Source organism: Mesorhizobium sp. M0598, assembly GCF_040320865.1.
Classification (GTDB): domain Bacteria; phylum Pseudomonadota; class Alphaproteobacteria; order Rhizobiales; family Rhizobiaceae; genus Mesorhizobium.
In genome coordinates, this window is sequence record NZ_JAMYQL010000006.1 from 193,128 (window position 1) to 218,481 (window position 25,354).

The 25,354-nt window shown below is 60.3% G+C and carries 17 protein-coding genes and 2 pseudogenes; 4 read left to right on the forward strand and 15 right to left on the reverse strand.

Translation table 11 applies throughout. The annotated features are described in order from the left end of the window. Positions 1–281 precede the first annotated feature (281 nt). On the forward strand, positions 282–1,292 hold the full coding sequence (gene gcvA / locus NKI59_RS11190) for a transcriptional regulator GcvA (protein WP_352704191.1): 1,011 nt from the start codon (positions 282–284) through the stop codon (positions 1,290–1,292). 35 nt (positions 1,293–1,327) lie between these two features. On the opposite strand, the gene NKI59_RS11195 is transcribed toward gcvA, so the two are convergent. The 13 genes and pseudogenes from NKI59_RS11195 to NKI59_RS11255 all read right to left on the reverse strand — a co-directional run bounded on the left by NKI59_RS11195 (position 1,328) and on the right by NKI59_RS11255 (position 19,307). Continuing rightward, entirely contained in the window at positions 1,328–2,188 is an 861-nt protein-coding gene (locus tag NKI59_RS11195; RefSeq protein ID WP_352704193.1) for an NADPH-dependent oxidoreductase, read from the reverse strand. Between the two features lie 69 nt (positions 2,189–2,257). Further along, the gene (locus tag NKI59_RS11200; RefSeq protein ID WP_352704195.1) at positions 2,258–3,334 is read right to left on the reverse strand and encodes an LLM class flavin-dependent oxidoreductase; all 1,077 of its coding nucleotides are present in this window, start codon (positions 3,332–3,334) and stop codon (positions 2,258–2,260) included. Positions 3,335–3,407: 73 nt separating this feature from the next. After that, positions 3,408–4,763, reverse strand: coding sequence for an LLM class flavin-dependent oxidoreductase (locus tag NKI59_RS11205; RefSeq protein ID WP_352704197.1), 1,356 nt, complete (start codon positions 4,761–4,763; stop codon positions 3,408–3,410). After that, a complete protein-coding gene (locus NKI59_RS11210) occupies positions 4,760–5,941 on the reverse strand; it encodes an acyl-CoA dehydrogenase family protein (RefSeq protein ID WP_352704199.1) in 1,182 nt (393 codons plus the stop codon). The genes NKI59_RS11205 and NKI59_RS11210 overlap by 4 nt, the downstream gene beginning before the upstream one ends. Before the next feature lie 4 nt (positions 5,942–5,945). Next, positions 5,946–6,287: a DUF3088 domain-containing protein gene (locus tag NKI59_RS11215; protein ID WP_352704201.1), complete on the reverse strand. Its 342-nt coding sequence runs from the start codon at positions 6,285–6,287 to the stop codon at positions 5,946–5,948. Positions 6,288–6,294: 7 nt separating this feature from the next. After that, positions 6,295–7,650, reverse strand: a complete 1,356-nt coding sequence (locus NKI59_RS11220; protein ID WP_352704203.1) for an LLM class flavin-dependent oxidoreductase — start codon at positions 7,648–7,650, stop codon at positions 6,295–6,297. 13 nt (positions 7,651–7,663) lie between these two features. Then, entirely contained in the window at positions 7,664–8,839 is a 1,176-nt protein-coding gene (locus tag NKI59_RS11225; RefSeq protein WP_352704205.1) for an acyl-CoA dehydrogenase family protein, read from the reverse strand. A 24-nt stretch (positions 8,840–8,863) separates the two neighbouring features. Continuing rightward, entirely contained in the window at positions 8,864–10,303 is a 1,440-nt protein-coding gene (locus tag NKI59_RS11230; protein ID WP_352704207.1) for a SidA/IucD/PvdA family monooxygenase, read from the reverse strand. A gap of 798 nt (positions 10,304–11,101) precedes the next feature. Continuing rightward, positions 11,102–13,420 (reverse strand): annotated as a pseudogene (locus NKI59_RS11235) (NADP-dependent malic enzyme); the annotation flags it as partial. A gap of 44 nt (positions 13,421–13,464) precedes the next feature. Further along, positions 13,465–14,739: a gamma-glutamylcyclotransferase family protein gene (locus tag NKI59_RS11240; RefSeq protein ID WP_352704209.1), complete on the reverse strand. Its 1,275-nt coding sequence runs from the start codon at positions 14,737–14,739 to the stop codon at positions 13,465–13,467. A 1,164-nt stretch (positions 14,740–15,903) separates the two neighbouring features. Then, complete coding sequence (locus NKI59_RS11245) at positions 15,904–17,319, reverse strand: mannose-1-phosphate guanylyltransferase/mannose-6-phosphate isomerase (protein ID WP_352704211.1); 1,416 nt, start codon at positions 17,317–17,319, stop codon at positions 15,904–15,906. A 242-nt stretch (positions 17,320–17,561) separates the two neighbouring features. Then, the gene (locus tag NKI59_RS11250; protein ID WP_352704213.1) at positions 17,562–18,551 is read right to left on the reverse strand and encodes a nodulation protein NodZ; all 990 of its coding nucleotides are present in this window, start codon (positions 18,549–18,551) and stop codon (positions 17,562–17,564) included. A 393-nt stretch (positions 18,552–18,944) separates the two neighbouring features. Then, positions 18,945–19,307, reverse strand: a complete 363-nt coding sequence (locus tag NKI59_RS11255) for a hypothetical protein (protein WP_352704215.1) — start codon at positions 19,305–19,307, stop codon at positions 18,945–18,947. A gap of 44 nt (positions 19,308–19,351) precedes the next feature. Between NKI59_RS11255 and NKI59_RS11260 the strand changes: the two genes are divergently transcribed. From NKI59_RS11260 to gmd, 3 genes and pseudogenes are all read left to right on the forward strand, one after another. Beyond that, positions 19,352–19,753 (forward strand): hypothetical protein, encoded by a 402-nt coding sequence (locus tag NKI59_RS11260; protein ID WP_352704217.1) that lies wholly within the window; start codon positions 19,352–19,354, stop codon positions 19,751–19,753. A 441-nt stretch (positions 19,754–20,194) separates the two neighbouring features. Further along, positions 20,195–20,495: pseudogene (locus NKI59_RS11265) on the forward strand (nodulation factor ABC transporter ATP-binding protein NodI); the annotation flags it as partial. Between the two features lie 141 nt (positions 20,496–20,636). Next, positions 20,637–21,707 carry a GDP-mannose 4,6-dehydratase gene (gmd, locus tag NKI59_RS11270; RefSeq protein ID WP_023718702.1) on the forward strand — a complete coding sequence of 357 codons (1,071 nt, stop codon included), beginning with the start codon at positions 20,637–20,639 and terminating at the stop codon, positions 21,705–21,707. Positions 21,708–22,394: 687 nt separating this feature from the next. Here gmd and NKI59_RS11275 read toward each other — a convergent pair. Next, positions 22,395–23,471, reverse strand: coding sequence for a type I restriction enzyme HsdR N-terminal domain-containing protein (locus NKI59_RS11275; protein ID WP_352704219.1), 1,077 nt, complete (start codon positions 23,469–23,471; stop codon positions 22,395–22,397). Positions 23,472–24,151: 680 nt separating this feature from the next. Beyond that, positions 24,152–24,751 (reverse strand): thermonuclease family protein, encoded by a 600-nt coding sequence (locus NKI59_RS11280; RefSeq protein ID WP_352704221.1) that lies wholly within the window; start codon positions 24,749–24,751, stop codon positions 24,152–24,154. Positions 24,752–25,354 lie beyond the last annotated feature (603 nt).

Consider the following 25,354-nt stretch of genomic DNA (forward strand, 5'->3'; position numbering starts at 1 on the left):
CGACGCGATGATCTCTGCCACGCCGCAAAACCGGAAGAATGATTTTCTATCGTCTGCCGAAAGCACCGCTTCGCACGACCGTTTCATTCCAGGATCTGGCAAAGCTGCTCGACGCCCAAATCAGCGCTCCGATCTTATTTCTACAAGAATTGTAGACATTACGATTTTTTAGATTTCCGTTCCCGCTGCCGCGACGCTGCGGCAAACGAAATTTTCCACCGGGCACTTTGGCGCAAAGCCCGCCCTCGTCGCGCCCGGCCTGAACGTGTTGAATGCGCTCCATGGTCGATCTCATTCGCGCAAAATCAAGGAAGCTGCGGCCGACGCTGGCGAGGCTTCCGCCGCTGACGTCGCTTCGCGCTTTTGTCGCAACCGCCCGCCACCTGAGCTTTACGCGGGCGGCCGAAGAACTCCATGTGACGCCTGCCGCCATCGGCCAGCAGATCCGCCTGCTCGAGGATCACCTCGGTCAACCGCTGTTCCATCGCAACCGCGGCGAGCTTCTGCTGACGTCGGCCGGCCAGGCGCTGATGCCCGGCCTCACCGAGGCTTTCGACGTCGTTGTCGAGTCGGTCGCACGCATTTCCGGCGACGAGGAGGATGCGCCGATCAAAGTGTCGGTCGCGCCCTCCTTCGCCAGCAAATGGCTGATCCCGCGCCTCGACGCACTGCGCGACGCGGTACCCGGCCTAGAAGTGCTGGTCGACGCATCGACCAGGCTTGCCGACTTTGCTAGCGAAGACGTCGACTGCGTCATCCGCTACGGGTCGGGCGCCTATAGCGGCCTGCTGACGGAACGGCTTTTTTCGGAGGCGGTGCTGCCCGTTTGCAGCCCGGAATTTGCTCGCATGCACGGTCTCTATCGCGGGCCGGAGGGGCTGCGTGACGCACCGATCCTGCATGAGGACGGTCCGGAACGCGATCCAAGCTGCCCCGACTGGAAGGGCTGGCTGAGATCCAACGGCCTGTCCGGCCGGCTTGTCGAGGGCGGCATACGGCTTAGCCAGTCCTCGCTGGTTCTCGACGCCGCTGCTGCCGGCAAGGGCATCGGTCTTGGCAAATTTCGGCTGGCCGAACCCGACCTTGCCGCGGGGCGTCTGGTCAGCCCATTCGGCTCGCCGCAACCGGTCGAGTTTTCCTATTATTTCGCGACGACGCCGCACAAGGCGAAGCTGGCGACGGTCGAGCGCTTTCATGCCTGGCTGAAGGCCGAGGCGCGCCGGCTTGGCGCGCTCGACTTCACGCCGCCGGTGCCGCTGCCGGCTCGCATCGCCATCGTCGCTGCGGAATAGTCTCACCTCGGTCTCTCGCGAGCAGGCGCGCGCCCCTATTTGAGTTTGAAGCCCAGCGCTTTAAGCGCTTCGCCCAGGCGATCACGGCCTTTCAGCGCTGCTTTGCTGCCGATGCGGTTCGACATCAACTCCGTCCAGTCGACCACAGGCATCGCCTGCTCCTGCTGGAATGAACGAAGCGTCCGGTTGTAGGTTGCAAGATCGTCCGGATCGAGGTCTGACTGATAGCGTTCGCGATGAAGCACCACAGTCTGTGGCAGTCTGGGCTTGATGTCAGTCGCAGCCAGGAGATCGGGATAGCCGACTGTCAGGCCGAACACCGCCACGGTTTCCGGTGGCAGGCCGAGTTCGCGCGCCACCTCCTGCGGATGATTGCGCATCGCGCCGATATAGCAGGAGCCGAGCCCGAGCGCATCGATCGCCACCACGGCATTCTGTGCGGCAAGTGCGGCGTCGATCACGGCCAGCAGAAGACTCTCTTGGTAGTCGAGGCCCTCGCCCACCCGTCCGTTTGCCTCGGCAATAGCGCGCAGGCGCGACAGGTCCGCCAGCCAGACCAGCACCAGCGGCGCCTGCTCGATATGGCGATTGACCGCCGCCAGTCCGGCAAGCCGCGCCTTGCGCGCCGGATCCTCGACTGCGATGACGCTCCACGCCTGGAGATTGGAAGAGGTCGGGGCCGACTGGGCGGCAGCGACGATCAGTTCGAGCGTGCCATCCGGCAGCGGCTCGACGAGATAGTTACGGACCGAGCGATGCGAAAGGATCGCCTCGAGGGCTTCGTTCCAGTTGCCGGTATGCGCGCTTTGCGGCGCTCGATAACGCCGCCGTAGCGCCGCTTCACCACGTAGGTCGGCGTCGGAAGGGCGGATGCTGAAGGCGGCCGGCTGTGACATTTTCTTCCCTATTTGGCAATCTGGCTTATTCGGTGTTCTGACGACCCCAGGTCATTCAAGAAGCGCGGCTTAGGCCCCATTGCGCAATAGCGGAAGCAACTGATCGCCTTGCCGCTTGATCTCGGAAAGATACGGCGTGTCCGAGAGCACGAAGTGTGTGATGCCCAGATCCCGGTACCTGCCGAGCGAGCGGGCGACGTCGGCGGCCGAGCCGACCAGCCAGGTGGTGCCGGCGCCGCCGCCGCCGTACTTGCCCGGCGCCGTATAGAGGTTGTCGTCCAGCACCTCGCCGCGCGCCTGCAGATCGAGCAGCCGCTGCTGACCCACCGCTACCGCCCGACCGTGATCGTTCCAGCCGGCGCCCTTGCCCTTGGCCATCTCGTCGACCTTCGCCTCGGCGTCCGCCCAGGCCTGCCCGGTGGTGTCGCGGACCAGCGTGGTGACCCGCAACCCGAATTCCAGAGGCGGGAGGTCTCGGCCAAGTTCCCTGCTCAAGGCTTTGAGCCGCTCGATCCGCTCCCGGACGCCGTCGAGCGGCTCGCCCCAGAAGAGCTGGACATCCGCCTCGCTGGCCGACACCCACTCGGCCGCCTCCGACGCGCCGCCGAAGTAGAGCTTGGGATGGCGACGATCGCCACGGACATGGATGCGGGGCATGACGGTCGACCTGGTGACCCGGAAGTGCTCGCCCGCAAAGGTCACGTTCTCTTCGGTCCAAAGTCTGCGAACCAGCCGCATGAACTCTCTGGTGCGGGCATAGCGATGTATCTGGTCGCCTTCGCTATCTCCATATGCCGCGAGGTTGTCCTTGCCCGACACTATGTTGATACGCACGCGACCGGCGGTCAGCTGATCGAGCGTGGCTACAGCGGATGCGAAGTGCGCCGGCCGCCAGTAACCGGGGCGGATCGCGATGAGCGGCTCGAAGGAGGTGGTCCGCGCGGCGAGCGAGGCCGCGACAGTAAAAGTGTCGGGCCGACCCCAGCCGGTACCGATCAGCGCGCCCTTCCAGCCGTGTTCCTCAAGCGCCTTCGCGTGGCTGGTCAGCGTCTCCAGGCTGTTGTGGTCCTCGACGGCCGAGTCGCCGCGGTGACCGGGATCGACCTGGTTCGGGATGTACCAAAGAAATTCGGTATCAGCGCTCATTGTCGGACCTGTATTTTGGCCGGGCATGAGGTCAATGGCAGGACCTTCCCCTCCGTTGTATTTTGATGACCATTCAATGGGTGGCCTCATGCAGCGCTGGCGCCTTGTGCGGCTGCGGTGCAAAGCGGCTTTCGGGTCTGGCAAGCCCGAGATGGTCGCGCAGCGTGCGCCCCTCATAGTCGGTGCGGAACAGGCCGCGCCGGCGCAGGATCGGCACCACCGTATCGACAAAGACCTCCAGTCCGGTCGGCAGCACGTCCGGCATCAGGTTGAAGCCGTCGGCGGCGCCGGCGACAAACCATCTTTCGATATCGTCGGCGATCTGCTCGGGCGTGCCGACGATGGTGCGGTGGCCGGTGCTGCCGTTCAGCGCCCGGATCAGCTGGCGAACGGTGAAATCGTTGCTGCGCGCGAGCGCGAGCGTGGCCTTGAAGAAGGTGTGGCCGCCATTGGGGGGCAGTTGAATCCCTTCTGGCAGCTTCTCGTCGAGCTTCAGCCGCTCGCGATCGATGCCGAGCACGCCGGACAGCCGGCCAAGGCTGTAGTCGAGCGGGATGCGGTCCCAGAGCTCTCCTTGCCGCCGCTCCGCTTCGGCCTCGGTGCTGCCGATGATGGTGGCTAGGCCGGCGAGGTTGAGCGGCACGCCGCCGGTGCGGCCATAGGCGACGGCACGCGCCTTAAGTTCCCGCGCATAGCCGAGCGCTTCCTCGAAAGACTGCGATGCGGAAAACACGGCTTCGGCGTGGCGGGCGGCGAGGTCCTTGCCGTCATCGGACCCGCCGGCCTGGACGACCACCGGATGCCCTTGCGGAGAGCGCGGCACATTGTGCGGCCCATACACCGAAAAATGCGCGCCCTTGTGCTCGATGGCATGAACCTTGGCGGCATCGACGAAGCGCCCGCTGGCGACGTCGCCGATAAAGGCATCGTCCTCCCAGCTGTCCCACAATGCCTTGACGATCTCGGCGAATTCCGCCGCCCGCTCGTAACGCCGGCCATGATCGATCGCACCCGTCAGGCCGAAATTGCGGGCCGAGGCCGGGTCGGCCGTGGTCACGATGTTCCAGCCGATACGCCCGCCGCTGACGTGGTCGAGCGTCGCGAAACGACGGGCGATGTTGTAGGGTTCGTTGAAGCTGGTCGATACCGTGGCGATCAGGCCGATGCGCTCGGTCGCGGCGGCTACCGTTGCCAGCACAATCGTCGGCTCCAGAGATGTGATCGGCCGATAGTCAATGCGGTCCGAGATTGCTGCCTGATCGGCAAGAAAGATGGCGTCGAGCTTGGCGCGCTCGGCGATCTTCGCCACGTGCACATAGTGGCCGACGGTGAAGGCGGCATAGGGGTCGACGCCGTCCATCCGCCATGCCGCCGGCGAGAAGCCGGCATGCAGGATGTTGACGTTGAGATGGAGTTGCCGGCCGCTCATCGAAAGACGCCGGGCTCGGGATAGGCGCCGGTCAGGTACCAGGTGCCGACTGTGCGGGTCTTGTATTCGGCGGGGTTGTGCAAGGTGTGGATGCGCGCGTTGCGCCAAAAGCGATCGAAGCCGTATTTGCGCACTGCGGAGCGGGCACCCATCACCTCGAATATCTCGGTCGTGACTTCGAGCGCGACATCGCCTGCCAGCACATTGGCCGCGGCGACGGCAACCGCCGCCTCACCGCGTTCTTGCTCGGTCAGCGCCTTGCCGCGCGCGATCGCATGATCGATCGCCGTCGCCGCGCGATCGGCCAGCGCCGTCGCCGCCCGCGTCTTGACCCAGAGCTCGCCATACTGCCGCTTGATCCATGGATCGTCGATATGGCGCTCGACGCCGGAATACATCCACGGCCGCGAACTGTTGAGCGTATAATCTCGCGCCGCCAGCAGCGCGCCCTGGGCCGTGCCGACAAAGACATTGAGCAACACGCTCTGCTGCTGCAGCGGGCCGATGGTGCGGATTGGCAACGACGCGTCGACCCAACCGCGCACCAACTCGCTGTCGTGGATCCTGACGTCCTTGTAGGCGACCTTGCCGCTGCCGGTCTGCGTCTGGCCGATGCCGTCCCAGTCGTCGAGAACGGTGATGCCTTCGCGGTTCGCGGGGATCGCCGCGAATTTCCTCTCGCCGCTGACCTCGTCTTCCCACGAAGTCGAAAGATAGTCGGCGACATGGGAGCCGGAAGCAAAGGGTTTGAAGCCGTTGACGATCGTCCACTCGCCATCCTTGCGGCCGAACAGCGATTTCGAAAAACTGTTGCCGGTGTTGCCCCAGAACCAGTCGCCGGCAGCCGAACGCCGCAGCAGATCGGCTGAGCGCGGTTCGTCCGAATTGAGCCTGGCGGCGATCAGTGCGCTGAAATGGTAGCCGTAGATATGGCCGATCGAGCCGTCGACCTTGGCGAACTCGCGCCCGATCTTCAGCGCCGTCGAATAGGGTTCCCCGGCGCCGCCGAATTCCTTGGGGATCACGATGGTGAGTAGGCCGCTTTGCTTGAGAAGACGGATCTGTTCGGTAGGCCTGCCGCCAAGCTGGTCGCGCTCGACCGCATCGCGGGCAAAGATGTCGCGCAGCTCGACCGCCTTGGCGATCCATGGATTGGACGTATCGGGATCGAAGGTCATCGTCTCACTCATGCAGATGCGGGAAGCCGTGGCGCTCGGCAAGCAGTGCAAGAATGCGCCTGGTGTCATCGGCGAAGACCTTGCCCTTGGCCGTCGGCAAGTCGGCGGGCGGATCGTCGCCGATGATCAGCACCGGCAGCGACTGGTGCCGTTCGCCGAGCGCGTCGATCACCTTGCCTCTCGGCCTCGAAAACGGCACGCGCTCAACGTCGAGTCTGGCGGCGAGATCGGGAAAGGCTGCGAGCAATCCCTCAACCTGGTTGCAATAGGGGCAGACGAACGTCTGGCCCGGCTGATTTGGGTCGGCGAAACCCGGCTGAATGAGAAAGAGCGTGTCGCGTGCCATTGCCGGCCTACTCCGCAGCCGCCGCGGCGTGCCGCGAAAAACGGTTTGCCGGCCGCTTCAGGCCGAGATTGTCGCGCAAGGTGCTGCCCTCATACTCGTCGCGGAACAGGCCACGGCGGCGCAGTTCCGGCACCACCAGTTCGATGAAATCCTTCAGGCCGCCAGGCATGATCGGCGCCATGATGGTGAAGCCGTCGGCGCCGTAATTCTCGAACCGCTCTTCCATGGTGTCGGCGATCTGTTGCGGCGTGCCGACCACTTGCCAGTGGCCGCGGGCGCCGGCGATGCGCAGATAGAGCTGCCGGATCGTCAGTTTCTCGCGCCGCGCCAGATCGATCACCAGAGCCTGCCGGCTCTTGCCGGCATTGGTCTCCGGCAAATCCGGCACCGGCCCGTCGAGCGGATAGGCGCTGAGGTCGAAGCCGCCGGCCAGCGCCGAGACCAGACCGAGGCCGACTTCCGGCTGGATGATATCCTGCAGCTGTTCGAACTTCTCCCGCGCCTCGGCTTCGGTGCGGCCGACGACCGGGAAAATGCCTGGCAGGACTTTCAGGTCATCCTCCGAGCGGCCATATTTGCCGAGCCTGCCCTTGACGTCTGCATAGAAGGCCGTTGCTTCGTCGAGCGTGATCTGCGCGGCGAAGATCGCTTCCGCCGTGCGCGCCGCCAGTTCCTTGCCGGGGCCGGAGGCGCCGGCCTGGACGACGACGGGATGGCCTTGCGGCGTTCGCGGCGTGTTCAGCGGACCACGCACCTTGAAGTGCTGGCCCTTGTGGTTCAGCACATGCAGTTTGTCCTTGTCGAAATAGCGCCCGATTGCTCTGTCGCGCGGGAAGGCGTCATCTTCCCAGCTATCCCACAGGCCGAGCACGACATCGGCGAATTCCTCGGCGCGGTCGTAGCGCTCGCCATGCTGGATATGCGTCTCGTGACCGAAATTGAACCCTGCCTCCGGATCGGACGAAGTGACCAGATTCCAGCCGGCCCGCCCGCCGCTCAGATGGTCGAGCGACGCGAACTGGCGGGCCAGATTGTAGGGATCGGAAAAACTGGTCGACGCCGTGGCGATGAGGCCGATGTTCCTGGTCACAGCCGACAGTGCCGACAGCAGCGTGATCGGCTCGAACGGATAGACGCCGCTATGCGCCTTGCGGCTGGCGGCCTCCATATCCTTCAGCCGCGCCGCAACGCCGTCGGCGAAGAAGATCGTGTCGAACTTGGCTGCTTCCGCCAGCCGGGCCAGCTCGACATAGTCGTTGAGGCTGGTCCCTTCTCCTGCCTCCGGGTGGCCCCAGGCTGCGACATGGTGGCCGGTGAAGAGAAGAAAGGCTCCAAGCTTGAGCTTGTCCTTGCGGCTGGCCATGTTCCGCGCCTCCTCAGCGATACAATCCGCCGACCGGCAATTCCCCGGTGAGCAACCAGGTGCCGATCGTGCGCTTCTTGTATTCGGCCGGATTGTGCAGCGTGTGCGTGCGCACGTTGCGCCAGAACCTGTCGTAGCCGTTGGCCTTGGTGGCTGAGCGGGCGCCCATCACCTCGAAAACCTCGCTCGACGCATCGAGGCCGATTTGTCCGGCGTAGACATTGGCGGTGGCGAGATCAATCGCCGTCTGCCCGCGCTGCTCCAGGGTCAACGCCTCGCCCTGGCCATAGGCGGCATCGAGGCTGCATGCTGCTATATCGGCCAGTTCGGCCGCGGCGAGCGTGCGGATATAGAGGTCGCCATATTTGCGTTGCACGAACGGATCGTCGGTATGTTTCTCATAGCCGGAATAGACCCAGGGGCGCGATTGCGAGACCGTATAGTCGCGGCCTTCGCTCAGCGCTCCTTGCGCGCTGCCGACGAACAGGTTGAGCAGGACCGCCTGCTGGAACAGTGACGTCAGCGTCTGGAACGGCGTCAGCGGCACCGCTGGCGAGCCGATCAGTTCGTCGTCGCCGACATGCACGTCCTTGAACGTCACCTTGCCGCTGCCGGTCTGCCGCTGGCCGACACCATCCCAGTCATCCTCGATGACGATGCCCTCACGGTCAGCCGGGATCGCTGCCGCTAGTCGATCCTGGCCGTCCTCCCAGGCAACCTGGATGTAGTCTGCGATGTGCGACCCGGAAGAGAACGGCCTGAAGCCGCTCAGGATCCAGCCCGTGCCGTTGCGCCTGGCCGTCGACGTCTTCGACATGGCGTTGCCGGAATTGCCCCAGACCCAGTTCTCCCTTGCCGAGCGTGTCAGCAGCCGGTCCCTCTGCGCCTCCGTGCCACGGAACAGCACGCCATTGAGCGGCAGATGATGGTATCCGTAGAGATGGGCGAGCGAGCCGTCGGTGCGGGCGAATTCGCGCACGACGCGCAGCACTGACAGCCAGGGTGCGCCCTTGCCGCCATAGCGCTTGGGAATCTGCGCCGACGGCAGGCCGCTTTCCTTCAGCAGGCGGATTTGCTCGACCGGCCGCCCGCCGGCCTTGTCGCGCGCCACGGCATCCCGATCGAAGATATCGCGCAGTTCGACCGCCGTGGCGACGAACGGGTCAGAAAGGTCAGGGCTGAAGGTCATCGGCGCTTGTCCATCGAAAAATGCCTATTCCGCCGCGATGGTCTGCGCCGGCTGCCAGACGGAAGCGGCATAGGCGTCTTCGCCGAACTCGGCCGGATGGCTCCCGGTTATGCGGCTCTCATGGCTGTCGAGATCGGCGAGGAAGAGATCGCGGCTAATGCGCGCCACCACGGCCGGTACATCGCGCCTGATCGACGGAACATCGCCGATCGGCAGGCCGAAACTGACGAAGCCGCCGGGATTGAAAACATGGATATTCTTCAGGAACGGTGCTTCGCCCGGCGCCTTCTCGAGGAATTCATGGCCGAGGCCGAGATAGGGATGGGCGCCGAAAAATTCATCCAGCTCTGCTTCCGGCGGCGCGTACTGGTCTCGCCATAGCCGGATGGTGGCGGCGAAATCGGCGAACTCAGGCTTGCGCGTCGGGTCGGCGAAATAGCCGGTGCCGGCGACGACGAAGTCGAACGCAAACGTCTCGCCTGCGATATCGGTGACGACCTTGCCGTCTTCGACATCCGCATTTGTCCAAGGGGCACCGAGATGGAGATGAAAATTCTGGTGCCGCACCGCCCGCTCCACCGCATCGAGCGGCGGCGTTGAACCGGCCTCGCGGAAGCGCAATGCCTGGCGCCAGCGCACCGCATCGGGCAGCCGAGGATAATTGTCATAGGCGCCGGGATAGCCGCCCACGCGGTTGATCGGCACACTGGCAATGCTGGTGCGTCTGGCGAACAGACGCACCGATTTCGCGCCGGCCTCAAGGGCAGCTCCGGCCGCATCGAATGCCGAAGCCGCCGACCCGACGACAGCGATTGCCTTGCCGTTGAGCGAGGCAAAATCGATTGCCGCAGAACTGTGTGCGACAAGGCCCCGCGGCAAGGCGGCAAGTACCGCCGGTATCACTGGACCGCCGCTGCCGCCAAAGCCATTGGCCAGAATGATCTTGCGCGCCGTTTCGACCGATGGCGTGCCGTTGGCTTCGAGGTGGAGGCGAAAATGCCCGCCAGCCGGCTCGATGCGAATGAGACGTGTGCCGTAACGGATGCCGATACCGAGGAACGCGCGATACCATTTCAGGTAGTTCGCCCAATCCGTCCGCACGATGCGATCGAAGCCGGCATAGGCTTCCGCACCGTGGCGGGCTTCGTACCAGGACTGAAAGCTCAAGCCCGGCAAGCCGAGTTCCGGCCCCGGCAAGCCCTTTGGCGTTCGCAGCCGGTTCATCCGTGCATGAGTGAACCAGATGCCGGCCTTGCTTTCATCCGGTGCCGCGTCGACGACAGTAACCTTGCCGATGCCGGCACGCCTCAACGCGAAGGCAAAGGTCGCCCCCGTCTGCCCACCGCCAACGATGAAGACATTGTGGTCGATGCCTTCCCGGTCCGGCACCCAGTTCTGCGGATCGGGGCCGATCAGCCGGAGCGTCTCCCGGGCGTGGTGATCTGGATCGGTCGGTAAGGCCATTTCGGTCCCGGCTGAAGTTGAGCCTCGTCAAACTCCGCCTCGGGCGGCAAACAGTCCAGAAATGTTCGCTTTGAGTGGCCGGTAGTTTTTTTCACTTGCATCCGATTTCACAATCGGGAGCGCCATCGGGCAAATGGAGATCGGAGCTTCCAGGAGATGCGATACTACCCGGCCAGCGGATGACCGGGCCGCAGCCGCGGTCTACGGACCGCCGCGGCCGGTGCAATTGGTGCCGGTATTCCGCTCGCGACTGGAGCGGCGATTGGCGAAGGGTCATGAACCTGCAAGCGGATGGATCCACGCTTTGCTCCGCACAAGGGCATTTTGAGACTACGGCCGAGTTCAGAACCCGCCTAATTGCACGTCGTTGCCGCCGATTGCCGTACGCATCGCTGAAGGGTCTTTTGAAGCCGGGAGTGTTGAGCTACCTGTGACGGGTGCCATCAACGAGACGGAGAAAATCGACGAACGGGCCCAAAATCATTTCGCTAAAAGTCACGGATTTACCCGACAGCGCTCAATTCAAACCCGAAGAATTAAGCGTAACATATTGATATGTAACAATATGGTGGGCCCGGAGGGTATTCAGAAAGCCATAAAAATCAATCAATTAGAGATGAGTGGGACTTCAGAGTATTCAAATCTTTTCCAATATTTTTGGATGTTGTTGTCCCACTCAGAAGTGCCTCAGTCCACCAAGCCGACGCACTGAACGCCTCACTCGGAAGGGAGGTTTGCGCAAGGCGAAAGGAAGATCGCGTCGGTGTGCAGCCTTCCTGAGAAAGGTCGCGGTAGCGCCAGATTTACGACCGCCTGCGCCTTATGGGCCGCTTCGACCACCGCGAGCGCCGTCATGTTGACGACGCCGCGCGACGTGACCGACGGGGTCAATATATGCGCCGGCCTGTCGGTGCCGAGCAGGATCGGCCCGACATGAAGCGCGTCCATCATCGTGCGCAGCGCGGTCAGCGTGATGTTCGCCGAATCGAGATTGGGGAACACCAGCAGATTGGCTTCGCCCTTCAGCCGAGAATGCGGATAGACGCGCTGGCGCAGCTGCTCCGATAGCGCCGAGTCGGCATGCATCTCGCCGTCGCATTGCAGGTCGGGCGCGATCCGCGCCAAGATCGCCGCCGCCTGCCGCATCTTCATGGCGCTTGGCGAATCGCGGGAGCCGAAATCCGAATGCGACAGCAGCGCTGCCTTGGGCTCGATGCCGAAACGCTGAATTTCCTCGGCCGCCAAAACGGTCATCTCAGCAATCTCCTCGGCGGTCGGATCGACGGAGACATGGGTGTCGGTGAGGAAAATGATGCCGCGCTGCGAAATCAGCATGGAAAGTGTCGACAGGTCGCGATCCCTAATGCCGGCGCGCGGCCCGATGATCAGCGTCACGTTGCGCAAATGGCGCTCGAAACGGCCTTCGAGGCCGCAGACCATGGCGTCGGCGTCGCCGCGCTTGAGGGCAAGGGCGGCGATCACCGTATTGTCGGTGCGCACCATGGTGCGCGCCGCTTCCGTCGTCACCCCACGCCGGCCGGCAAGCTCGATCAAAAGGTCGACATAGTGGCGATAACGCGGATCGTCCTCGGGATTGATCAGGCCGAAATCGACACCCGGCTTGATGCGCAGTCCGTAACGTTTCAGCCGCACCTCGATCACATGCGGGCGACCGATCAGGATGGGCTCGGCGATGCCTTCTTCCAGCACCACCTGAGCGGCACGCAGCACGCGCTCGTCCTCGCCGTCGGCATAGATGACGCGCTTGGCGCTCGACGTCTTGGCCATCGTGAACACCGGCTTCATGACGAGGCCGGAGCGGAAAACGAAGCGGTTCAGCGTGTCGATATAGACTGTCATGTCGGTGATCGGCCGTGTCGCGACGCCGGTGTCGCAGGCGGCCTTGGCCACCGCCGGAGCGATGCGCAGGATCAGCCTTGGATCGAACGGCGAGGGGATCAGGAAATCGGGCCCGAAGATCGGCGTTTCGCCGGAATAGGCGCGGGCGGCAACATCGGACGGCTCTTCGCGGGCAAGGGCTGCGATCGCCCGCACCGCGGCCATCTTCATCTCTTCGTTGATGGCGCTGGCGCCGCAGTCCAGCGCGCCACGAAAAATGTAAGGAAAACAAAGTACGTTGTTGACCTGATTGGGGAAATCGGAACGGCCGGTGCAGATCATCGCGTCGGGTCGCGCCGCTCGTGCCGCTTCCGGCATGATCTCGGGGTTAGGGTTGGCCAAGGCTAGGATCAACGGTTTTGGCGCCATATGCTGGAGCAATTCCGGTTTCAGCACGCCGGCGGCCGAAAGCCCCAGGAACACGTCGGCGCCCGGCAGGACATCGGCCAGCGTGCGCGCCTCGGTGTCCTTCACATAGGGATCCTTCCAGCGGTCCATCTCGTCGACGCGCCCCTTGTAGGCGACGCCGAAACGGTCGGTGACCCAGATGTTTTCGATGCGCGCGCCGAGCAAAACCAGCAAGTTGAGGCAGGCAAGGGCCGCTGCCCCGGCGCCGGAGGTGACAATCTTGATGTCGGAGATCGTCTTGCCGGCGAATTCCAGCCCATTAAGCACTGCAGCTGCGACGATGATCGCGGTGCCGTGCTGGTCATCGTGGAAGACCGGTATGGCCATGCGGGCCTTCAGCCGTTCCTCGACCTCAAAACATTCGGGCGCCTTGATGTCCTCAAGGTTGATGCCGCCGAAGGTCGGCTCCAGCGCCGAGATCGTCTCGACCATGCGCTCGACGTCAGGCGCGTCGATCTCGATGTCGAAGACGTCGATGCCGGCGAATTTCTTGAACAGCACCGCCTTGCCTTCCATCACCGGCTTGGAGGCCAGCGGTCCGATATTGCCCAAGCCGAGCACCGCCGAACCATTCGAGACGACGCCGACCAGATTGGCCCGCGCCGTGTAGTCGGCGGCGGTCGCCGGATTGTCGCGGATTTCCAGACAGGGCGCCGCGACGCCGGGCGAATAGGCAAGCGCCAGGTCGCGCTGGTTGCCGAGCGGCTTTGTCGCCTGGATTTCAAGCTTTCCAGGCCTTGGATGCTTGTGGAAATAGAGGGCTGCTTCGTCCAGGTCCGACCGGGCTGCTTTTTTGTTTTCGCCTTCCATTTCGGTCGCCTCTTCAGTTCAGTCCGTTTGCTGTTTTGAGTCTCTTAGCATGCGGCCGACGCTTTTCGAGAGGTGATATGTCGCAATGTGCGACGCTTATGGCTTCGCATCGCCGTCAGGCTTGTGGTCCCATTGAAATGTTGGATGCCGTCACTGTCCGGGACTTCCGAGGTGGCGCGCTGCTTATTGTCGCGTGTCTTGTTGGGATCGTCGATCGCCTCGACCGACTGGATCCATTCGGCAATATACTCCAACGGCAGTCCGTGCTCCCTGCCACCTGCGAGCACAAAGTCCTTGTACCAGCGATAGGGTTTGAGGCCGTCGTCGATGTAGTCTGGAGTGGCGAGATAGGTAAGGACCTTTCGCCTGCGACCTTTGTTGTTAATGACCGTGACAGTCGCCTGCTCGTAGCCGCTGCCGACGCCTTCGGCCTCATCCAGCTTGGCACGATCGTCAGGATCGAAGCTGAACAGGACCCCGATCACGCAACTATCGTTTTCACTGGCAACTGCGTTGCACTTCCCGGATTTGTCCGTGCTGCGTTTATGAAAACGGAGCCCATGACCCGGCAAGGTTGCGATGCCGAGTGGCTTGCAGCTCGGCATGCGTTCGCGCAGCCGGGCGGTCGACATGTTGGACCCATAGGCAAAATAGACGACGTGCTCCGGGGGTCCGGTCTCTGTGTTCTTCAGCGGCTCGATGGTGGGATTTCCCGGCTTCAGGATCGTGCGTAGCGGTACTGTCATTATGCTGCACTCGTCGGTTTCTTCGCCTTCGCGTGTGATGATGGGCTGTCCATCCTTGAGGTCGAGGATTGGAACGGGCCTGCCGGCCCATCCGCAGTCGGCGCAGCGCGGTCTTTCCCAGAGTACACCGGGTGCCTCAGTATTTTCGCCATGTTCGGGTCGGAGATGCGGCGAGCCGCGGTTCGGACATTCGCGAGGCACCCCGCGCAACTCGCGAATGATCAATGATGTCGCCATGCCGATTGCGTGTTGGATCAACGATTCCGAGATCTCGGCATCAATCCAGGTGGCCGACTTTGAACGCGTCAGCCAGTTTGAAAACGTCCATGCGGACTCAAGCACACTCTTGAGGGCTCCGCGACGCTCTTTGTTGGTGTCGCTCGGCAGAAGTTCGTTGCAGATGATCTCCGTCCACGCGCGAAAATTCGCACGCTGTGGCGGTGCGTCTGTCCACATTGCCGCGTCCTGCGCGACGCCGATCAGCTCGAGTAGCGCCTCGCGGCAGCGAACGCCGACGGCCTGATAGTCCGAGAGGTTCTGCGCTTGTGCAACGGCGGTGCCAGCTTCTTCCATCTTCTCGAAGACAGGACCGAACGGAAGGATGCGTGATCGCCTTCCTGTTGTTTTCCGTTCGGGGGATGCGGAGCATCAGGCCAATATGGAAGGTCAGAGCAAGGTCCATATTAGGGAATTGCTCCTGAGAGTAGAGGTTTGTGCCGCCCGTGATGACCCACCAGCGATCCTTGTTGGTGTGGATGTCCCACACGTCGTGGCGGGTGTTGAGAACGGCCTCCGAGTAGACCTTCTGCATGAAAGTCACTTCAAGGTCGGGCGCCTGCCACTCAAAGATTCGCGGACTTCCTCGATTTCCTCTTCGGTAGCTTTCAACATGGTCTACTCCCGCGACGGGCTAGTCGCACTGCGCTGCAAAGGTTTGCGAAACCTCATCAATAGACCGATGTCGCCCTAGCTTTCAAAGTCCGGCGCGGCAACGCGGGATGGCCGCTTTGGGTTATGAATACCGGTTCCGGCGAACGTCCGCTATCCGGGAGCAAAATCAGGCTGCGAATGTCTGCCTAGGGTCAGGAACGCTGGTTGCGGTGAACGTCGGCTATCGGGCAGCGAAATGGGCTGATGAAGGGCGGCTTAGGGTCATGATTTCCGGTTCATCGCCCTGCAATGACATTTCGCGCTAGACCGCACTGCGGTATTCTCGATCATACGCTCAGCCATCCTATTCGCACGTCATTGCCGCCGTTCGCCGCACCTATCGATCGGAGGCCTTCCAGCCTCACGATAGCCGCCCTATGTGTGGCTGCACACAACCTGACGATGAACAGGAGCAAGATTAGACATAGAAGCCAGCACAAGATCGCCCTCCCCCTGTCCTTGCTCGTTTTCATGCGAAAATAATCAACTGAGTGCTGCGGGGATAGCGAGGCCGATTTGGCCCACTTCAGAGCGAAGTCGGCCATAGCCATTGATATTAAAGATTTTGCGCGGAAGGTGATTGGAAAGTCAGAAATATCAAAGGCTTATTCGACAGTGAGACTGTGTTGCGTTACTATGCTCTCCGGTCCGGTTGATTTGTCCCATTCTGATGCCGATTGCGGTCATTCGCCGCTGCCTTGGTCAATTCCCGATTCCACAAGCATCCGGTCCTGAGTGGGCAGACGGCCTTCCGAGTGGTAATTAGCCAGCGACACGTTGACCGTTCTCGTCATGCGCGGGTGAAATCTACGTTCGACCATATAAGTCGTCGAAGCGAACGATATCATCCTCGCCGAGATAATCGCCGCTCTGCACTTCAATGATCACCAGGTCAATTCTGCCTGGATTCTCCAGCCGATGCTTATGGCCGCAGGGGATGTAGGCTGATTCGTTTGTCGCCAGGAACAACTCCTGCTCGCCATTGACGATTTTCGCGGAGCCGCTGACCACGACCCAGTGCTCCGAACGATGATAGTGCATCTGGAGGCTCAGCCACCGACCGGGCTTCACCTCGATGCGTTTGATCTTGAAGCGCTCGCCTTCCTCAAGAACCGTGTAGGTACCCCACGGCCGGTGTACCGTGCTATGGACTAGGTGAGCTTCATGTCCTGAAGCCTTGAGGCCCTCGAACAGCTTCTTGACGTCCTGAACGCGGTCGCGGGATGCGACAAGCAAAGCGTCCGGGGAATCGACGATCACCAGATCGCTGACGCCGACCGTGCCGATGACGCGCTTGTCGGAGCTCACATAGCTGCCGGTCGTGTCGACCATATGCACATCGCCGCGTATCCTGTTCCCGCTTTCGTCGGGGGCGATCAAATCGGCCATTGCGTTCCAGGATCCGATATCGTTCCAATCCATGTCGCAGGCAACCACGGCAAGTTTGTTCGTCTTCTCCATCACAGCGTGGTCGAGCGAGATTCGCGGGGCGGAGCCGAAATGCTCAGGCGCGAGTTCGATTTTGGCAAAGCCTTCGCCTTGACTGAAGCGGCCGTTCTCGTAGCTGTCGGAGACGGCCTGGATCACCGCGGGGCAATGCGATGCCATCTCGTCGAGCATGGTTTGTGCGCTAAAGCAGAAAATGCCGGCGTTCCAGAAGAAGCGCTTCGACGCGACATAGGCTTTGGCTGTGTCCAGATCCGGTTTTTCAACGAAACGGACGACTTTCTCACCATCCGCTTCGATATAGCCGAATGCCGTGTCTGGTCTGGTTGGGGTGATGCCCAATGTGGCGATCCGCCCGAGTTTCGCATGTTCGATGGCCCGGCACATGACGTCTAAAAATGCAGGCAGGTTGCCAACCATGTGATCGGCTGGGAAGACGCATAGAATCGCGTCAGGGCCTTGCGTTGCCTTGGCATGGATGGCGGCTGCCGCAACGGCTGCGGCCGTATCCCGGCCTTCAGGCTCGAGCAGAAAGGTGCGTGGCAGGACCACGGAATCTAGTTCGTCGAACTCGTCCTTGGTAAGGAAGAGGTGTTCCCCAGATGTCACGGCGACGAGTTCCACTACGCCCTTTATCGAACCGACGCGCAACACAGTGTGCTGCATCAGTGAATGCCCGTCTGCCACTTTGAGGAAAGGTTTAGGGTGCGATTGCCTTGAGGCGGGCCATAGCCGCGATCCGGCTCCGCCGCTGATGATGACGGGAACCACTTTCATATAACAACCTCGATTTCGTCTCTGGAGTGATTGCCCGCGCCCTTTCGAGCATTAGCGTCACGATCGCCGTCGCTCTGGCTTGGTCTGCGGCCTCCGAGTAACAGCGAAGTTCTGGCGCGTTGCCGAACGGCCTCAGATGACGACGCTATCGGTATCGTACGACGCTTCCATGGCCTCGATGAGAAATGGACATTCAACTATGCCTGTTGGTTGCATCCGCCGAATTGTGCAGGTGACGGGTCTTAACTGAGACCAGAGATTCTTTGGCTGTCTTCTATCAAAATCAAACGACTTGGCTCCTTCAGATCGAACTCAATTACGCGTGGTACGAAAAGGCGTGCATATCGTGTAAAGGCGCTCGTCGGAGGAAACCGAATTACGGTATCGCAGCGCCCGAGAAGATACATCTCAACGAGGGCGGAAATTGCGCCGTCCATCCCAAGTGCTGCAGTGTGCAAGGGGCCGTCTTGATCGGATCGGAAATGCTTGGGGACGGTGAGAAGATCGGGAAACCTGGCCGACAGGTGATCCAGGATTTGCGCGCTGTCCGTGCACAAGAACAGCCGCACAGGCTTGGGGTGCGGTAACGCTTTAGCCTTATCAACCGCAGTGCACACTTGTCGAACGGCGAACTCCGGATCGGCCCAGTAGGGCGCATGGTCCATGATGTCTTCACCGTTACCATGTCGAACATGAACCCCGATGATGCTGTGCCCCTCAAAACATTCTTGGTAAATGGCATCTATGCGTGTTTGAATTTCAGACCGAGGCTTGACACTCTGGAAGACCTGCCGCTCGGCATCCTCATCGCAGCGCCACATCAAGCAAGCGTCACACACTACTGTGTTCGCTTCGACATCGTGTTCGGCCTGAAAGAGCTCGCCCAACTCGTCGCGCTCTTGGAAAATCTGCTCATCTGGGCGGTAAAGGCAGTCGATCGCTGGCCTATTCCACCACTCCGGGAAGAATGGACCCGGGAAGGAAAAGTCGTTGATCCGGTCGTCGCAAATAGCCGGTACGCCAGCGATGTCATTGATCGGTTCGAAGAACACCGGAAAGGCATTTGTGAAGGGTTGGTCGAGATAGCAGGACCCGCGCCAGTCGACGGCTAGCGTTCGTCCCGACCGCTGAGCGTAGCGCCAAGCGGCCGCCAGCGACCATAGACAATCACCGAACCCCGTACGCCTCTGAGAGACGACGAACCTGCGCTTTACCAATCCACTGACCTGCATTTTCGGAAATTTCGTTTCAGAGACGAGGTTGCATCTGGCTTGGGATCTCTTAATCGATACTAGTCGACCGTTACGCCGGGCGATTTGGTAGAGGCTGCGCGTGGGGCAGAAGAGCTCCCTCAGCACTGCCTGTCCTTATCTCTGTGACGCTCGCAAATCTTGACGCCGGGTACTCCCGCTTCCGGTTAAATTCAGCGTTCTCTAATGCGCCGGGCGACATCTGTAAAATTGATTGCGTGGATGTGGCCCATCCATGTGTTGGATACTAAGGCATTCCTTGACGATGGGCCTCTGCTGACGCGAGGCCGCGCTTTGCTAAGCGAAACAGCCGTTCGAGGCAGTCCACAAAGTCCCTTTTTCAAGTCCAATTCTTAACTGCCTCAACGTAACATGTCATTTGCGGGCGTTTCCTGTAGGACGGATGTGCAGGACCCGCCAGCCGTCGAATGTCAGGCGCAGGCCATCCACGTCATTTATGGCCATCATGGCGTCCGGTCCCATCGAAAGATGCGACATGGCGCCCTCTGACGCTTTCAAGTGCGCCAACATGGCGCAACTCGTGTCGACCGGATAGCTTTCGATCCGGCCGGACTGAGCGACTGGCACGCGATGCTGTGCGACGACGGCCGAGAGAGGAATTTTGGCGTCTGCAGCCATGTGGAGGATCGTTCCGACGGTTCTGCGGGTTCTCGGTGTCGGAGCCGACACCTGTGCGAACCCGCTCTCGTCCGTTTTCGACAGGCCCTTGAGGTTCATGACCCTGTTGTTCGCCGAGATCACCCCCCAGTTCAGCGATCCAGGTGAAGATCGGCACGCCTGTCGATGCGGCAATCATCGCCTCGGCCAGCGAAGATGATGAAGAGGGCCATTGGGTCAAGTACAAGCGCCGACCAGCGTTTCATTGCTTCAAAGCCCATTTCGGTGCCTACGCCGATACGGCCCTTGTCGAGGAGATCGCCGTCACGGCGCCCACACCGAGGACGGCAACGCCGTTCCTGATGCTCTGCCCGACAATCCCGGCGAAGTGTTTGCCGACAGCGCCTACCGAGGCAATCATCTCGGCGACGCGTGCGCGCCAAGGGTGGAAGGCCGCGCATCGTCGCAACCGCTGTGGGGGCGCGACGAGGCCGAAAGCTCGACGCCTGGAACCAACCGATCCACAGAATTTGTACTCGGATCGAGAAGATCTTCGGCACCTGTAGCCGGATGCGATGGCGAGGGCTGGCAAAGGCGGCCGTTCAAATTCGCCGCACTGCGATCGCCTACAGTATGAAACACAGTTTGATGGTCGCCTCGTCCCCCCATCGTTGAGGCCCAGCTACCGTTTTCGGGCTAGCGCGCCCGAAATTCCTTGGAGGTCGATACGAAATGCCCTACCCGGCTTTTCGCCGCCGTCTCAAATGTGCGGTTCGCCCAAAGCCCCCGACTGCCACGAACTTTGTCTTCGCGCGGAGCGAAACCTCGCGCCCACGACTTTGTGCCGCCGATGTGCCGCGCTGCCCTGTCAAACAATCCATTTTATGGATGCACCTCATCCAAACAATCGATTTCACTGATCAAAACAATTTCCATTAGAAGACGCTGAAGCAGGCAATGATTAAGATTACTTGGTTAGCGCAAGAGAGCGGTAAGGTGGAGTTGTCGGCTTGGACCCACATGCCCGCCATTTTATCTGGGAATGGCTACGTGCCCTGTGGCGCAGGGCAAGACGATTCTACTGGCCACCCACTTCGTGGAAGAAGCGGAGCGGCTATGCAACCGACCTGCGTGCTTGAGAACGGACGTGCGTCCTCACTCGCTGATTGATGAGCAAATCGGGTGCGACGTGACTGAAATCTATGTCGCTCACCCCGTGAGCTGAGTTCGGCACTCAGGCCGCATGTGCGACTTAGGCAGGTTAGCGGCGAGACTCTGTTTTGCTATGCCTCCAAGCAGGAGCAGGTGTGCTCGCTGGCTGACACTGTCAATGACGAGCTCCGCGCCGCATCTGTCGAAATCCTACCATAGGGTATGGGGCGGGCCGCAGTTTGCTGGCGGTGTGGCGAGCCGGAGTCGAAACTTCAACTATAATAGAGCAGGAAGAAAATGGGCGAGAACAGGAAAGTTGCTCTGGTTACGGGCATAACGGGACAGGATGGTGCCTATCTTACCCGTCTTCTGCTGGAAAAAGGCTACGTCGTTCATGGGATTAAGCGACGTTCCTCTTCCTTCAACACGGGTCGCATCGAAGACATCTACCAAGACCCGCACGATCCCGATCCGCGCCTAATTTTGCATTACGGTGACCTCACTGATGCGACTAATCTCATCCGAGTAGTTCAGGAATCCCAGCCAGACGAGATTTACAACTTGGCCGCTCAGAGCCATGTCCAGGTGTCGTTCGAAACGCCGGAATACACAGCAAACGCCGACGGTATCGGAACATTGCGACTTCTTGAGGCGATCCGCCTCCTCGGTCTGAAGGACAAGACCCGCTTCTATCAGGCCTCGACTTCAGAGCTCTACGGCCTCGTGCAATCCGTACCGCAGAACGAAACAACGCCCTTTTATCCGCGCAGCCCTTACGCCGCCGCCAAGCTCTACGCCTACTGGATCGTGGTCAACTATCGCGAGGCCTATGGTATCCATGCTTCCAACGGCATTCTCTTCAATCATGAAAGCCCACTGCGCGGCGAAACTTTTGTGACGCGCAAGATCACCCGCGCCGCCGCTGCTATCTACCTCGGCAAGCAGGACAAGCTTTATCTCGGCAATCTGGATGCTCAACGCGATTGGGGCCATGCGCGTGAGTACGTGCGTGGTATGTGGATGATGATGCAGCAGGATCAACCGGATGATTACGTGCTGGCGACGGGCAAGACGACCCCTGTCCGCCAATTCGTCGAATGGGTTTTCGAAGATGTCGGCGTCGAGCTCGAATGGCGTGGTGAGGGAGTCGACGAAAAGGGCTATGATGTCGAGACCGGCAGATGCCTGGTCCAAGTAGACCCACGTTACTTCCGCCCCACGGAAGTCGATCTTCTCCTGGGCGACGCCACCAAGGCGAAGGAGAAGCTCGGCTGGGTGCATGAGACATCCGTGCGCGAGCTCGCCGCGGAAATGGTGCGGGAAGACCTCAAGGTCATGCAGACATCGGTAATAATGAAGGAAGCATAATGTACGATCTGAAGCGAAAAAGCCGTAGTGGGTCGCGGGCAACAAGGGTATGGTGGGTAGCGCTGTTGTACGCCGCCTCGGCGTCTGAAGACTGCAAAGTTGTTGCCGCGGAAAGCGGTAGTTCCGTTACCGACCCATAACCAACCGGCAGTCTGTAGTTGATTGGTCCACAGCGGAACCTGCGGCGCGACAATGAAGCTGTGAGCGTTGCGTCAATTAAAATGAGAATGCTGGCGGGTTGGAACGCAGGCAGGGCGTAGCCCGACTGGAGTTGGACGGCCGGAGCACATCCACGAGCTGACGCCTGGGACTCGTTCTGGCTCTAGCCTCGTAACCGACCCGGGCGTCACGGCCAACCGCTCCGTGTCCGCCGGCGAGTCAGCTTAGGGGCGCTACTTGCTCGTTGGGACGAGACCAACGAGCGCTTCCCACGTCGCCCGGACCTTCCATTGCCTCATCACGCATCTGAAGCATGAACCCGCCAACCGACCGCGTGCGTCGTCAGTATCAGTGGGGGGCAAATTCGCCGGGAACAACTTTTATTCTGGAAACAACCGGCATGCTCATCTGCCGAAAGACGTCTGGCGGACTGAGCCCATTGAAAGTTGATAAGGCACATGGGCGCCACATCGCGCGGGATCAAGCTTCGAAGAAGGCGCGTAGCGCGGACTTCCGAACCGTTCAAAGTCATGAAGCAATCGAGGGCGCCGCGATTGCCCCGGAAAGATATTCCTTCGCGGTGGCTCGCAAGCGATCGGCGTGGTCATAGATTTCGTCGAGCGAGTCGATCTTAACCTTCTCTTCCTTCTCACAATCGAAAAGCCCAAGATATTTAACCGACCTGTTAAACCACAGCCGGGCCAAGGGCTTACGGTTGTTGTTGTCGACCAGGATCCCGCAATAGCTTTTCTGATCGCGCATGATCACCCTGGCTGGCTTTAAAAGGTCCCGGACGATTGCCCGCACAACCATGAAGCCCTCTCGCTCGTCCTCAGTGGTCACAACCTCTTCGTCGGCGCCAAGTCCGTCGGCGCCAATTTCTGAAACCTCAGTCTCGGCCAACGCTGTGGAAAGACGTGACTGAACGGATTCTCGAACGATCTCGCGAAAAGCCGCTTTGACCATGGGTGTGAATTGCTCCTTCACCTGGGCGGTGAACCGTCCTTGGTAAAGGCCGCCAGTCACCATCCGCACAAAATCCTCTGGTGGATTCTCCATCACGCTTCCAATTTCTTTCTTGATCGCCGATGTATATTTCAAGCGGTGAGCGGATTGCAGAATCCCATCCACATTGAAATCCCCTTTCGCGAATTTCTTCAACTCGGAGATCAATTGCCCCTGTAGGTCCGAAAGATCGAACGTGAGGAACGGTCGGTCATCGAGCTTGTTTGGTGCAACTAAGTCCGTATGAAAATGGAACGCGCGACCGTTCGTCAAAATGGCGAATTTTGCGTTAGTGACTGAAAAATACCTGTATAACTGCGCGAGATGTACTCGATCAAGAACTGTGGTTATCGGTTTGCATTCAACAAGAATCCTGATTTCCCCGTCAATTTTTATGGCGTAGTCAACTTTCTCGCCCTTCTTCCCCACTGCGTCGGCACAAAATTCAGGGATGACCTCGTCAGGATTGAAAACGTCGTAATCTAACGCTGAGAGAAAGGGTAGTACTATCGCTGTCTTTAAGGCCTCCTCTGTAAGCATTGCGCTCGAATGCGTCTTGATGCGATCAGCAAGAACGCGAAGTTTTTCTTCAACACTCATGAGCCCCTCCCCCAAATTGAGATAGGTAAGATCGTGCAAAAATTCCGTTTGCGCAAGTCAATGTAATCTGGCCTCTTAGAAAGAGGCGAATGCCACATCGCGCATACAAGGGCGCTCAACGATTTGCGATGGCCGGTTTGACGTGCACGGTCCGATATCGACATGCTGAGGAGGCTACCCGGCTCGTCGAGACGGAATGCCGTGCGACCAACCGATGTGTTCAAAATGGCTGTGAGGTCGAGCACGCAGCGCGGAATCCGGCGACGTATGCCCGAGCCCTACACGACTGACCCATCCGACTGGGTACAAAGCCTCTCAGGGGCTCTTAGGTCTTAATATTCTTGTGAAATGAGACGCTGTACTGTGCCTCAAGCTAAGCTTCATGTGAAAACCCGCGTGCGGGCCATTGTTTTCGTTTGATTGAACCCATCGTTACCCTTAAAACTTTGACGTATGAAGTTCGTAAAACACAACATACGTCGGCCACCTGACCCTGCCGGTATCTTACAGCTCTGGATCAGGCTGTTGCAAAGGGAGCACTTGGGAAACCTGTTTCTTTCGATCTATTTCTTGAAATCCTTTGGGAATGTGGTTCGATCCACGAACAAGCGTATGTCGACCATCTGAAGGCCTCCGGTTTCTCCGGTCAGGGTCGGTCACAAGCTGACCATTGAGCACAATCAGCATAGTGACTCGCACGGAAGGCCATCGCTGTCGCGGTCCAGCTTCCCGCCCCAGGAGCAGTTGTTCAAATACCAATTTGCCTCGTCACATGAACTGATCTGAGGGCATGTTCGGCGGGGTTGGCAGGACCAACTTTGCGCAAGAGCATGCGGGCTGACCAGGCCTAGTGGTGGCTTGCTGGGCGAATGTTCGGCCTCCCGGTGGTTAGTGCGCCAGTCCCAAGGCGCTTGAAAAAATCCGATCCAGATGCCGCGCTTTGAAGCCTTTGCCGCAGCCTGTTGCGAGGCATAGGCTCCACTGCTGTATTTCGGCCAATCGAGCGCATGACCGTTCTCGACCAACCAGCCAGCGACGCTAACCGCGTCCACACGAGTACAGCTGCCAACGTAACGGCCATATCGATCCCAACTGACGAACTGGCAGCGGGTCGGCCTTGATTTCGAAAGAAACTCGCGGAGGGCCGCTGCTGCCTTTGCACCGCAGTGGTAGCGAAAGCCCTTTGCATCGTCGCATAGTTGGCTGCTTTCGGGAGCGTCAATGCCGTTGAGGCGAACGCGCCGCCCATGAATTTCAATCGTGTCGCCATCAATGACCAATGCGACTCCCTCGAGCGGGCCCGGGTCGTCCAGAGACCGAAGGATTTGGAGTTTTCCCAAATCGGAACGGCCCACATTGATATAGCCGACCGCCACGAGAGCCGCTAAACATGTCGCAATCCAAATGGACGCTCGGAGAGGTCCTAGCCGTCCAGATTCTGCGGATTGCCTGCCGAAGCGAGTGATCTTGCCCATCACATCAACCGCCGGTTGGGCTCACGCCCCACATATTCCCTGGCTGGCGGCCAGCCAAAGTCCCGATGATCACGACCCCCTTCATGCCTAAGCCCTCCCATAGCGCAGATAACATCGCGCAATGTTAATGTGCGCGCAAGGGGAAGCAAATGAGGCCGTGAAATTGCCCGGATGGTAAAAAATCGTGCGAGCTGGCGGTCTCGATTTTTGGTCTTTTACTTCGCCATGGACAGGAAGTTCGCTGCGAAAACCACTCAGTGGCCGCCGTTTTTGCGTACGTGGTATGGCGGCCGATCGATATTTAAGTCGTCGTGGAAATCTGTAATATTAGCGATGTGACAGATTGCCTGACAGGCTCCCTACGCCCGGGTAGCACCGTGAACTAATTCCATCCTCCGGAGAATGGCG

Excerpts from the sequence above, each read along its gene's own strand:
- gcvA (WP_352704191.1), top strand. The coding sequence starts at position 282 with ATGGTCGATCTCATTCGCGCAAAATCAAGGAAGCTGCGGCCGACGCTG.
- NKI59_RS11195 (WP_352704193.1), bottom strand. The coding sequence starts at position 2,188 with ATGTCACAGCCGGCCGCCTTCAGCATCCGCCCTTCCGACGCCGACCTA.
- NKI59_RS11200 (WP_352704195.1), bottom strand. The coding sequence starts at position 3,334 with ATGAGCGCTGATACCGAATTTCTTTGGTACATCCCGAACCAGGTCGAT.
- NKI59_RS11205 (WP_352704197.1), bottom strand. The coding sequence starts at position 4,763 with ATGAGCGGCCGGCAACTCCATCTCAACGTCAACATCCTGCATGCCGGC.
- NKI59_RS11210 (WP_352704199.1), bottom strand. The coding sequence starts at position 5,941 with ATGACCTTCGATCCCGATACGTCCAATCCATGGATCGCCAAGGCGGTC.
- NKI59_RS11215 (WP_352704201.1), bottom strand. The coding sequence starts at position 6,287 with ATGGCACGCGACACGCTCTTTCTCATTCAGCCGGGTTTCGCCGACCCA.
- NKI59_RS11220 (WP_352704203.1), bottom strand. The coding sequence starts at position 7,650 with ATGGCCAGCCGCAAGGACAAGCTCAAGCTTGGAGCCTTTCTTCTCTTC.
- NKI59_RS11225 (WP_352704205.1), bottom strand. The coding sequence starts at position 8,839 with ATGACCTTCAGCCCTGACCTTTCTGACCCGTTCGTCGCCACGGCGGTC.
- NKI59_RS11230 (WP_352704207.1), bottom strand. The coding sequence starts at position 10,303 with ATGGCCTTACCGACCGATCCAGATCACCACGCCCGGGAGACGCTCCGG.
- NKI59_RS11240 (WP_352704209.1), bottom strand. The coding sequence starts at position 14,739 with ATGGAAGAAGCTGGCACCGCCGTTGCACAAGCGCAGAACCTCTCGGAC.
- NKI59_RS11245 (WP_352704211.1), bottom strand. The coding sequence starts at position 17,319 with ATGAAAGTGGTTCCCGTCATCATCAGCGGCGGAGCCGGATCGCGGCTA.
- NKI59_RS11250 (WP_352704213.1), bottom strand. The coding sequence starts at position 18,551 with ATGCAGGTCAGTGGATTGGTAAAGCGCAGGTTCGTCGTCTCTCAGAGG.
- NKI59_RS11255 (WP_352704215.1), bottom strand. The coding sequence starts at position 19,307 with ATGAACCTCAAGGGCCTGTCGAAAACGGACGAGAGCGGGTTCGCACAG.
- gmd (WP_023718702.1), top strand. The coding sequence starts at position 20,637 with ATGGGCGAGAACAGGAAAGTTGCTCTGGTTACGGGCATAACGGGACAG.
- NKI59_RS11275 (WP_352704219.1), bottom strand. The coding sequence starts at position 23,471 with ATGAGTGTTGAAGAAAAACTTCGCGTTCTTGCTGATCGCATCAAGACG.